The organism is Streptomyces sp. RP5T, from assembly GCF_003933965.1.
In the GTDB taxonomy this organism is placed as follows: domain Bacteria; phylum Actinomycetota; class Actinomycetes; order Streptomycetales; family Streptomycetaceae; genus Streptomyces.
Genome location: NZ_RSAJ01000309.1, coordinates 1 through 9,884, shown reverse-complemented (window position 1 = coordinate 9,884; position 9,884 = coordinate 1). Strand labels below are relative to the sequence as shown.

Sequence of the window (9,884 nt, the reverse complement as noted above, 5' to 3'; positions counted from 1 at the left end):
TCGGTCAACTCCACGGTCCGCGCCAGCGGATTCCACGACCGCTCGCTGTACAGCACCTGGCTCATCACAGATCCCCGTTCCTTCCATGGCTTTACTCGTTGCCGAGAGTCTGACGTGGGCCGGACCCGACGGACAGCTGTCTGATCCTCGGCTACTATCTTTGATCTTGACCAGTGCTCCGGGGCTTACGCCGGGAGTGAAGCCATCTCAGGACTGCCCTGACCCGCATCCCGACTACGGGGCCGCCGTGAGCGGCTCAGCCCGCAGTGCGCTTCTGGATCTCGATGCACTGCTTCACGCCGGCAGGGTGCCCCGCCGAAGCTTCCGGCGAAGTAGGAGCCGGACCAGAACTGTCCCCCACAGGTAGCGGCGGACGTGGGCGTCGCACCCCTTGCACAAGAGCCGGGCGGAGACGCCCGTGAGGGAGTAGAACGAGTTTCGAGAGCTGAACCTTGGGCGGGTAGTGCACGAGGAGGCGAACATGGTCTTCTCCGCCTTTGAACTGAGGTCAGCTTTTGCGAACGCCGATGCGGCGATACGGCAGGCCCGCGAGGATCAGCCTGTGATCGTCGGCAGTGAACGGGAGGTAGGCTGACGGCCGCTGCGTTGGCGATCGAGTGGATTCTCGTCAGACGTCAGATGCTTGTGCCACCCGGGAGTACATGTACATGTCCCGGCGTCGGTCGCCGATCACCTGCCAGCTCCGCAGCAGTCCCTCACGAAGGTAACCGGCGGCCTCGGCGGTGCGCAGCGATCCGGTGTTCCACGGCTCGGCGTACAGTTCCACGCGGGAAATGCCAAGTTCCGTAAGGGCCCAGTCGGTCGCTGTGCGCAGCGCGGCGGTGGCCGCGCCTTGCCCCCGCGCGGAACCCACTACCCAGTAGCCGACTGATGCCCGGCCCTGGTCGCGTTCGTGGCCGCGGACGCTCATCACTCCGATCGGCCGTTCGTCCGCGGCACGGACGATGACGAGTGGCCAGGCCCCGCTGCTGGCCATGCGGCGCTGCTGCCGTGTGATGAAGTCCCGGCCGGCCTCGTCGGAGTAGGGGGCTGGGACGGTGGTCAGCCGGGGGATGTAGTCATCGTCGGCGGCTTCCCGGACCAGAGCGAGGTCTTCGGCGCTCAGCCGCCACGGGCGTAGGAGGAAGCGGTCGCCGGCGCGCGGCTCCGGCAAGGTCGGGGACTTGTTCATGGCTTTATTCTCCCGTGGTGGCCGGTGGAGTCGATGCGTTACGGCGCGCAAGCGACAGTGGTGGGACGGGAGCAGCCCGGGTGACCACGCGGCTGGACGACTGCTTCCGTGCGAACTGGTATGGAAGCGCTGTCCGGTGCTCCGGCCACCCGCGGCCGCGTATCCATGTCAGCGGGGCCGCACAGTACTGGGGCGTGGTCGCACCGCGTGTCACCGGAAGTGCCTGGTGCGGGTCGGCCGTCTCGGATCCGTCGTGGGCCGCGTTACGGCTCGGCATGCGGTTCGCCCGTCCTTCTCTGGCTGGATTCGGGAAGGGTGCAGTGGCGCCGCCGCGCGGCCGGCGTACGGCACCCGCTGTGGCCTGGGAGGACATTGCCGAGCAAGTACAGCCTGCTGTACCCGGCTTGTCCTGCTGGCGGGATCGAGTTCCCCGGTGATCATCCGTAGCGTCGAAGTCTGACGGACCGGCCGGCCGCCTTCCCCCTCAGAGCCCTCACCTACTGAGGCCCGGCTCGGCCCGATCGTCCCCGATGGAACCGCTGTCTGATGCGCGGTTCGTCTTGCCTACCGTAAGGACACACGATGACGTACTCATCGGGCGGTGCCGAGCCCACCTCGACGCCCGCCTCCGTTTCCCCGCCGGCGGTCCGGGACTCCGGTCCGCTCCCGCTGCTGTGGCTGCTGCTGGTGGTGAGTCTGGCCTGCAACGTGGTCGGCTCCACCGCCGGGTACACCTTGCTGGGTATCGGGGCCGGGCTGGTGGCGCTGGCCTCCGGCAGCGCGCTGATCGCCCACCGTCACCGCCGCTCGTGAGGGCGGCAGGCACTGGCCATGCACCAGCCGTCGGACATGGAGCGCCACACGGCCGAGGCCGGTGGAGGTCCTTGACGGCGTGAGAACCATTTCCTCCTGTATGAAGGTCAGCAGACGCCTGAAATACGGGATTCCACTGATCAAGGGGTGGGCACGATTCCCGGAGCAGGCATGCGGAGATCGGCACGTGTATGTCGCCCACCGGACCACAAGTAGCCATGTCTGAACGGCATTCGGTCTCGACGGAGACCACCAATCCTCGCGCCTTACCCGCCGCCGAAGGGGCTGAGAAGCATTGACTCTCGCCGCCGCAATGAATGAGACGCTCGCAAACAGCAGCAATACGTTGATCTACTCCTCGATGGCCGTTTACACCCTGGCCTTCCTGACCCACATCGCCGAATGGATCCTCGGCAGCCGCAGCAAGGTTGGCCGCACGGCCGCCGCACTCACTCAGCCTGGTGCCAGGACCACCGTGGCCACCATGAGGACACTCGGTGGCACCACCGTCCTGGAGCGGCCCAAGGTCGTAGTCCGTTCGGCCGCCAGCGCCCGTGACGTCCCGGACGGCCCCGGAGCGCACGGCGGTGACAAACAAGGAGACCTCTACGGCCGAATCGCCGTGTCCCTCACCACGCTCGCGTTCGCCATCGAAGCTGCGGGCGTGGTCGCCCGAGCCCTGTCCGTGGAGCGGGCGCCGTGGGCCAACATGTACGAGTTCAACATCACCCTCTCCACCGTCGTCGCCGGGGTGTACCTGGTCCTGCTGGCCCTGAAGAAGAATGTCCGCTGGCTTGGCCTGCCGCTGGTCACAACGGTCCTGCTCGACCTCGGACTCGCCGTCACGGTTCTGTACACCGCCAGCGACCAACTCGTCCCCGCGCTCCACTCGTACTGGCTGTACATCCACGTGTCGACCGTGATCTTCTGTGGCGCGGCGTTGTACGTCGGCGCGATAGGCACCCTGTCGTACCTCTTCAAGGACTCCTACGAGAACAAGCTGGCGAATGGCGGGACACCCGGCCGCTTCGCGACCTCCGTGCTTGAGCGTCTGCCCGCGTCGGCCTCGCTCGACAAGTTCTCCTACCGGGTGAACGCCGCTGTCTTCCCGCTGTGGACGTTCACGATCGTCGCGGGAGCCATCTGGGCGGGCAACGCCTGGGGCCGCTACTGGGGGTGGGACCCGAAGGAGACCTGGGCCTTCATCACCTGGGCCGCGTATGCCTGCTATCTGCACGCCCGTGCCACGGTCGGCTGGAAGGGCCGCAGGGCTGCGTACATCGCTCTGATCGCCTTCGCCTGCTGGCTGTTCAACTATTACGGCGTCAACATGTTCTTCACCAGCAAGCACTCCTACGCCGGATTCTGATCAAGTCCTACTACCGGTAACTCAAGTATCAACTCCATGGCTTCAACGAGGAGATGTGTCTCGCTTTCGTTGGTTGACGGGTCCGCCGCCCGTATCTTCCTGGCTTCCGCAAGACATCCGGAGTCGGTGTCGCCCAGGGTGATCGCGGGGCCGAGGTGTGTCAGCAGTGAGGCGAGCACTGCCCGGGCCGGCGCCGTCAGGGCGTGTTGCCGACAGCGACCTGCGCCAGGATCAGGGCCGACATCCCCCAGTCCAGTCCGGGGGGCCCTTCCTCGGTGTTGCGCCAGTCGATCACCACGGGTGTACCCGAGGTGAGCATCACGTTGTCCGGGTGCAGGTCGAGGTGGAGGATCCGATTTGCGGGATCGGCGGAGACCCGTGCGGGGACCGAGTGCAGGCGGTGCAGCAGACGAGTGCAGGAGGTGCAGCAGATCGGCGAGCCCTGCTCCTGCTTCCTCAGGCCGTGATCGTGCCCTGCAGCAGCGCTTGCAGCATGGACGGGCCGTGCAGGCGCTGCATCCCCAGGGCGGTTCGCGGCGCCGTGCTGCCTCCGCAGGCCGCAGGGTCCCGGAGGCGGGGCACCGGATACCTGTGTTCCGCGAGGTAGGCCATCACCGTGGCTTCGGTGGTGACGTCGCCGCCATCGCGGTATCGGCGAAGGACCCAGTGATCATCGATGGCGAACACGTCCGTGCTGCGGCCGGAGCCGAGTAACCCACCGGAGCCGAGTAACCCATCCGTCTGCATGCAGGGACCCTACCCGCGTGCGGAAGCGCCTTATTTCCCTGTCCGCCGCGGCTTGGTGCCCTTCTTGTGGTGGGCCGGGCGGGCGAATGCCTCCCCGGTGGCGAGGACGCGTCCGACTTCTTGACACGTTGCCGCACGACGGCTCTTCGAGCCCGGTGGGCGCCCAGGGCCGGGACGGGAAGGTTTGGGTGCACGCGCTGGGGAGACCATCTTTCGCCCGCAAGTCCCGGAAACCCCGGCGGACGCGGCCAGGCGTAAGCCTGTTCTGCTCGGCCGGTTTCTCCCAGGGACGTCGCAGATCGGCGGCGAGCGACCGGCGAGCCGGAGCTGGGTGTGGGCGACGACGACCAGCCAGGTCCAGCGGTCCACTGCGTGCGGGCTGCGCAGTCTCGGCTTCGTCCAGCCGGGAGCCTGCTTGATCATCAGAGTCCTCTCGGGATACCCCGGCTTCAGCCGGGGGAGGAACGAGACCCTTGCGGAGCAGGGCAGGTGAAGGGGCTTTGCCCCCGGGGTGAGGTAGCTCTCAACGATCAAGAGCTCTCAACTGTCAGTCCTCCCAGGTACGTTCGGATGTATGACGACAGAAGCGACCACGGAGGCGGCCGGGCATTGCCGGTACACCTACCGTCTGCGCCTGTCGCCCACGGCCCGGAGTGCGCTTGAGGCCGAGTGGGACCGTTTGCGCTGGGTTTGGAATGAGTGCGTCGCCAAGTCCAGGCAGGTGCACCAGCACAACCGGGCGACCGGCGAGAAGGCGACGTGCGGGCCAGTGCAGCTCGCGGCGATGCTGACCGAGGCCCGTGCCCGCACGCCCTGGCTGGCCGAGGGTGCGTGTGTGCCTCAGCAGCAGCTGATACGCGACTTCGGCAAGTCCCGCGCCAAAGCCCTCAAGGACATCAAGGCAGGGTTGCCGATGCGGCAGCGGGCCGGGATGCCCGCGTACAAGAAGAAGCGCGAAGCGCTTCCCACCCTCGAATACACCAGGCGCGGTTTCCGCCTCAAAGACGGCCGCCTGCATCTCGCCGGCGGGATTGTGGTGCGGCCCGTGTGGTCGCGGGAACTGCCCAAGCCGCCCAGCTCGGTGCGCGTGTACCGGGATAGTGTCGGGCACTGGTGGGCGTCGTTCGTGACGGCCGCCGTGACCGAGGAACTGCCCGCGACCGGCCGCGTGATCGGAATCGACTGGGGCGTCAAGGAGATCGCGACCACCACGTCGGACGACCACGACCTGCCCCACCCGCAGCACGGCCGCACGGCCGCGCAGAAACTCGCCCGTTATCAGCGGATGATGGCCCGACGACGGCCGCCGAAGGGGCAGGCCGGATCGAAGGGCTACCGCGAGGCGCAGCGGCAAACCGCCAAGCTCCACAAGAAGGTCGCGAACCAGCGGCAGGACACCGGCCGCAAGTGGGCCAAGTCCGTTGTCCGCGGCCATGACGCGCTCGCGGTGGAGGACTTCCGCCCCAAGTTCCTGGCGAAGTCGACCATGGCCCGCAAGGCTGCCGATGCCGCGATCAGCGCCACCAAAGCCGCCCTGGTCGAGATGGGACGCAAGCACGGCCGCGCCGTGCACCTGGTACACCCCGCGCACACCACCATGGACTGCGCGCAGTGCGGAGCGAGAACCAAGCACGCGCTACCTCTTTCGATGCGAACGTATGCCTGCACCGCGTGCGGCGCCGTGTCCCCGAGGGACAAGAACAGCGCCCGCGTGATGCTGGTCCGGGCTGGTCTTCAACCCGGCTAGTGCTGATCGTGTAAGACCTGCACCCCCGCCGGGGGGCAGGCAACGTGAGCTAGGAATCCCCCTCGTTTACGAGGGGGAGGAGTCAATCGAAGGGTGTGTTCCAAGTCGAAGCGGCCGAGTAAGGACTGCCAGCAGCGGTCGATGTCCGCCGGGGGGAGCGTCGGTCCTGGACCACCGCAGGCAGACCGGCTTGTTCTCCCCACTGCTGGGCAGGTGTGCGACGCGGAGGCGGATGACTGTGCCCTTGATGAGGGGCAGCGGTCCGTCGTGGTCGAGCCAGGCCGCTCGTACGGCGAGCCTGGGGTTGGGGTCCGTCTTCAAAGATCACCGGGCGGTGGATCACGGTGGAGTGATACGCCGTCATGAACTCACCGACCAGGAGGGGGAGTTACTCGCTCCACTGATACCGCGGGCCGCGACGGGTCGGGCCGCGAGTGTCGGACCGGCAGGTCATCAACGGGATGGTCTACAAGATCCGAACCGGGATCTCCTGGCGTGACCTGCCGGAACGCTACGGCCCATGGGAGACCGTCTACACCCGCTTCCGCTGTTACGCCCTGGACGGCGTGTTCACGCGAGCTCTTCGGCGGATCCAGGCTCATGCGGACGCGGCCGACGACATCGACTGGCACGTCCAGATCGGCTCCACCATCGTCCGTGCCCACCAGCACCCCGCCACCGGCCGAAAAGGGGGATCAGTAGGCCGGACGCAAGATTCACCGTCGGCGCAACATCGTCGAGCGCTGCTTCAACCAGCTCAAGGGTTCCGCAGCGTAGCCAGCAGGTATGAGAAGACCGCCACCTCCTACGAAGCCTCAGTCACACTCGCGTCTTTCCTGCTCTGGGCAAGATCCGGTTGAAGACGGACCGTAGCTGTGGATAGTCAGAGACATCTACACCGTCGAGCGCTCAGGAGAATGCCGCCACGATCTCCAGGCCGAGTGCGGTGAAGTCGGTAGGGGCGTCCACGGCTGTGAGGGTGGCGTAGCCGATGAGCGCGGCCAGCGCCGCCTCGGCTCGGGTCCTGTCCGCCGCGGTCGGCTCCTCGCCACCGGCACCGCCTTGGCGCTCCCGTGCGTACAGGTGGGCCAGGTGGTCGCGCAGCGAGGTGTGTCGGGAGACCGCGACGGCCGCCAGTTCCCCGGAGGTGGACGCCTCGGCCCAGATCTGGACGACCAGACGCGCGTGGTCCGCGGACGCGCCGGGTGGCGTGACATAGGAGATGAGGCGCCGCAGCAGGTCCCCTGGTGCCTCGTCGGCGGGGAAAGTGCCGCCTTCCGTGCCGTCCCGCCCGCTGACGATCTCGGCCACGAGCGCCGCCTTGCTCGGGAAGTACCGGTAGAACGTGCCGGTGGACAACCCCGAGGCGCTGACGATGGCGGTCATCGGCGTGGCGGCGAATCCCCTTTCGGCGAATACGGCGCGCGCCGCCTCCACGATGCCTCTGCGGCGGGCGTTCAGGTACTCCTGGCTGACTTTGGGCACGGGACCTCCGGCTGCTAAATTAAACTGAGCGTTCATTCATTTAGGAGTGACAGTGCGTATCCTCTTCAGTGCCGTTCCCGCAGGTGGTCATGCCCTTCCGTTGCTGCCCCTGGCCGGTGCGGCACGCGCCGCAGGTCATGAGGTCGCCATCCTAAGCAACGCGGAGACGGCTCCCCTGCTGCGGCCGTTCCCGGTGCTCATCGCGGGTCCCACGCTGGGGGAGCAGATGGCGGAGACCGAGCGGCGTACCGGACAGCACCCCAGTCAGCCCGGGCCCGCCGCCGTCGAGATGTTCGCCGGCACCAGGGTCGACCTCACCTACGAGGAGGCGCTGCGCGAGGCGACCGCGTACCGGCCGGAGCTGATCGTGTGTGAACCGTTCGACTACGTCGCGCCGACGGTCGCCTCCGCGCTGGACGTGCCGTGGGTGGCGCTGGGTATCAGCGGCAGTGTGCCATCCGAGCTGACGGCCGCGCTGCGTGGGCGCTGGCAACAGCAGCTCGACCGCTACTCCCTCCGCGCGACGAAGCGCCTCGCCTACCTCGATCCCTACCCAGCCCTCCTGAGGCAGGAAGGCGAGGAACCGGAGCCCGACAGCATGGCTGTCCGCCCGGTCGCGTTCGACCGCGAGGACGACGCCTTCGAGGTTCCGGTGTTTCCCGACGAGGGCCGTCCCCGGGCGCTGGTGACGTTCGGTACGAGCGTCATCGAGCCTGAGGCAGAGGAGACGACGGCCCGTTCCCTCGCCGACGCCGGGTTCAACGTGATCGTCGCAGGGGCCAACACGCCGACGCGCGTCGACGGTCACGTCCGCCACGCCGGTTTCGTCCCGCTGGCCCGGGTGTTGCCGTGGGCCGACGTCCTCGTGTCGGCCGGCGGCACCGGCACCATATTGGCCGCGCTGACCACCGGGACGCCGATGGTCGTCCGGCCCTTTCACGCCGACCAGCCGTGGAACGCCGAACGCCTCACCCGTGTCGGAGTCGCGGAGACCATCAGCGCCTTCGAGGACGCAGGCCCCGCAGCCGCCAAGACAGTGACTACCCCCTCGTACCGGGACGCCGCCGCACGGGCGGCGAAGGAGGTGAGCACAATGACACCGGTCTCCGAGATCGTTCCCTGGCTGGAAACCAAGGTGCTCCAGCGCGAAGGTCGGCGCTAGGGCCTGTGTGACGTTGTGATCAGCCAGTTGCCTTCAGCAGGTCGTTGATCCAGATCATTGAGGCACGGAGGTGGAGGCCGGCGAGGTAACTCTCGGGCGACTTGTCGTATCGAGTGGCGATGCCCCGCCAGGCCTTCAGCTTGTTGATGAGCCGCTCGACCGTGTTCCGCTCCTTGTAAAGATCACTTTCGTGGCACGTGGGGCGGCCGCCCCTGGCGGCCCTTCTTCTTCCGGTTGGCGGCCTGGTCCTTCTTCTCCGGAATGACTGCCTTGATGCCGCGTTTGCGCAGGTAAGAGCGGTTGACGCGGGACGAGTAGGCCTTGTCCGCGGCGACAGCGCCGGGCCGGGTTCGAGGCCGGCCCACCGGCAGACGGACCCGAATCTTCTGCAACACGGGGACGAACTGCGGGCTGTCGCCGGCCTGTCCCGCGGTCAGCACGAGGGACAGCGGACGGCACCTGCGGTCCGCGGCGAGATGAATCTTGCTCGTCAGTCCGCCACGGGATCTGCCGAGCAGGGCTTGATTCAGCCGGAACTTGCGCCGCCGCCGGATACGCCGTCGCTCTTCCTGCTCGGGGTCGCCCCCGCCGTCCTGCCCGTTCTGTCCCGGCGACCCGCCCCTTTTTGCCGGGCCCGCTCCTGTTTGGCGGCGGCTTCCTCAAGGGCGTCCATGACGTCCTTGCCGAGGTGCATCCCGGCGGCGTCCTGGTGGGCGCGGGCCGTAGTGGAGCCCACGCTGACCAGGGATAAGTCCGTCTGTCCCCGGCGAGCGGCCTCGGCGATCATGCCCTCCAGAAGAGCGGAGAAGACCCCGGCGTCCCGCCAGACGCGAAAGCGCCCGTAGACCGTCGGCCACGGTCCGAACTCGGCAGGCATCTCGCGCCACTGGGCGCTGGAGCGGAACCGCCAGATCACCCCCTCGAACTGCTCCCGCAGCCGCTCGGGGTACGGGCCGTACTCGCCTATCGGCAGGTACGGCTCGATGAACTCCCGCTGCTCGTTGGTGAGTTGCGTACGTGTCACACCCAGCGTCCTACCAGGCCCCACCCCCGCACGGGACCAGAACCTGAGAATGATCACGACCTCACACAGGCCCTAGTAGGGTTTGGTCAGGTTCGTAGTGGTGTGGGTATGTCTCGGTGGCAGGTGGGGCAGGCGCCGGTCCAGGTGGCGAGGAGGGTCTGCAGTTCTCGGACCACTTGGTAGAGGCTCAGACCTGCACTACGTCTTTTGGGTCTCGTGCCAGTCGTTGCAGGGTGCAGAAGGCGTGGGCGGCGGAGACGAGGGTGACGTGGTGGTGCCAGCCGTTCCAGGTGCGGCCTTCGAAGTGGGCCAGTCCCAGGGCCTGTTTCATCTCGCGGTAGTCGT

8 protein-coding genes and 4 pseudogenes are annotated in these 9,884 nt (G+C 67.4%); 5 read left to right on the top strand and 7 right to left on the bottom strand.

What is annotated here, in order from left to right:
• Window positions 1–628: 628 nt before the first annotated feature.
• Complete coding sequence (locus EHS43_RS27395; protein ID WP_125193422.1) at window positions 629–1,192, bottom strand: GNAT family N-acetyltransferase; 564 nt, start codon at window positions 1,190–1,192, stop codon at window positions 629–631.
• Window positions 1,193–1,774: 582 nt separating this feature from the next.
• On the opposite strand from EHS43_RS27395, the gene EHS43_RS27390 reads away from it, so the two are divergent.
• Together EHS43_RS27390 and ccsB are read left to right on the top strand one after the other, a co-directional pair.
• Window positions 1,775–2,005: a hypothetical protein gene (locus EHS43_RS27390; protein WP_125193421.1), complete on the top strand. Its 231-nt coding sequence runs from the start codon at window positions 1,775–1,777 to the stop codon at window positions 2,003–2,005.
• Between the two features lie 313 nt (window positions 2,006–2,318).
• Window positions 2,319–3,374, top strand: coding sequence for a c-type cytochrome biogenesis protein CcsB (ccsB, locus tag EHS43_RS27385; protein WP_125193420.1), 1,056 nt, complete (start codon window positions 2,319–2,321; stop codon window positions 3,372–3,374).
• A gap of 196 nt (window positions 3,375–3,570) precedes the next feature.
• On the opposite strand, the gene EHS43_RS48080 is transcribed toward ccsB, so the two are convergent.
• From EHS43_RS48080 to EHS43_RS48070, 3 genes and pseudogenes are all read right to left on the bottom strand, one after another.
• Window positions 3,571–3,711 carry a hypothetical protein gene (locus EHS43_RS48080; protein ID WP_369009057.1) on the bottom strand — a complete coding sequence of 47 codons (141 nt, stop codon included), beginning with the start codon at window positions 3,709–3,711 and terminating at the stop codon, window positions 3,571–3,573.
• 119 nt (window positions 3,712–3,830) lie between these two features.
• Window positions 3,831–4,121 (bottom strand): hypothetical protein, encoded by a 291-nt coding sequence (locus tag EHS43_RS48075; RefSeq protein WP_260470737.1) that lies wholly within the window; start codon window positions 4,119–4,121, stop codon window positions 3,831–3,833.
• 30 nt (window positions 4,122–4,151) lie between these two features.
• Window positions 4,152–4,544 (bottom strand): annotated as a pseudogene (locus EHS43_RS48070) (transposase); the annotation flags it as partial.
• 151 nt (window positions 4,545–4,695) lie between these two features.
• Between EHS43_RS48070 and EHS43_RS27370 the strand changes: the two are divergent.
• A pseudogene (locus EHS43_RS27370) lies at window positions 4,696–5,875 on the top strand (RNA-guided endonuclease InsQ/TnpB family protein); the annotation flags it as partial.
• Between the two features lie 427 nt (window positions 5,876–6,302).
• A complete protein-coding gene (locus EHS43_RS27365; protein ID WP_260470736.1) occupies window positions 6,303–6,728 on the top strand; it encodes a transposase in 426 nt (141 codons plus the stop codon).
• A 49-nt stretch (window positions 6,729–6,777) separates the two neighbouring features.
• On the opposite strand, the gene EHS43_RS27360 is transcribed toward EHS43_RS27365, so the two are convergent.
• On the bottom strand, window positions 6,778–7,353 hold the full coding sequence (locus tag EHS43_RS27360; protein WP_185806434.1) for a TetR/AcrR family transcriptional regulator: 576 nt from the start codon (window positions 7,351–7,353) through the stop codon (window positions 6,778–6,780).
• A gap of 52 nt (window positions 7,354–7,405) precedes the next feature.
• On the opposite strand from EHS43_RS27360, the gene EHS43_RS27355 reads away from it, so the two are divergent.
• The gene (locus tag EHS43_RS27355; RefSeq protein WP_125193416.1) at window positions 7,406–8,515 is read left to right on the top strand and encodes a glycosyltransferase; all 1,110 of its coding nucleotides are present in this window, start codon (window positions 7,406–7,408) and stop codon (window positions 8,513–8,515) included.
• Between the two features lie 19 nt (window positions 8,516–8,534).
• Here EHS43_RS27355 and EHS43_RS27350 read toward each other — a convergent pair.
• Together EHS43_RS27350 and EHS43_RS27345 are read right to left on the bottom strand one after the other, a co-directional pair.
• Window positions 8,535–9,539, bottom strand: a pseudogene (locus EHS43_RS27350) (IS5 family transposase).
• Window positions 9,540–9,726: 187 nt separating this feature from the next.
• Window positions 9,727–9,884, bottom strand: a pseudogene (locus tag EHS43_RS27345) (IS701 family transposase); the annotation flags it as partial.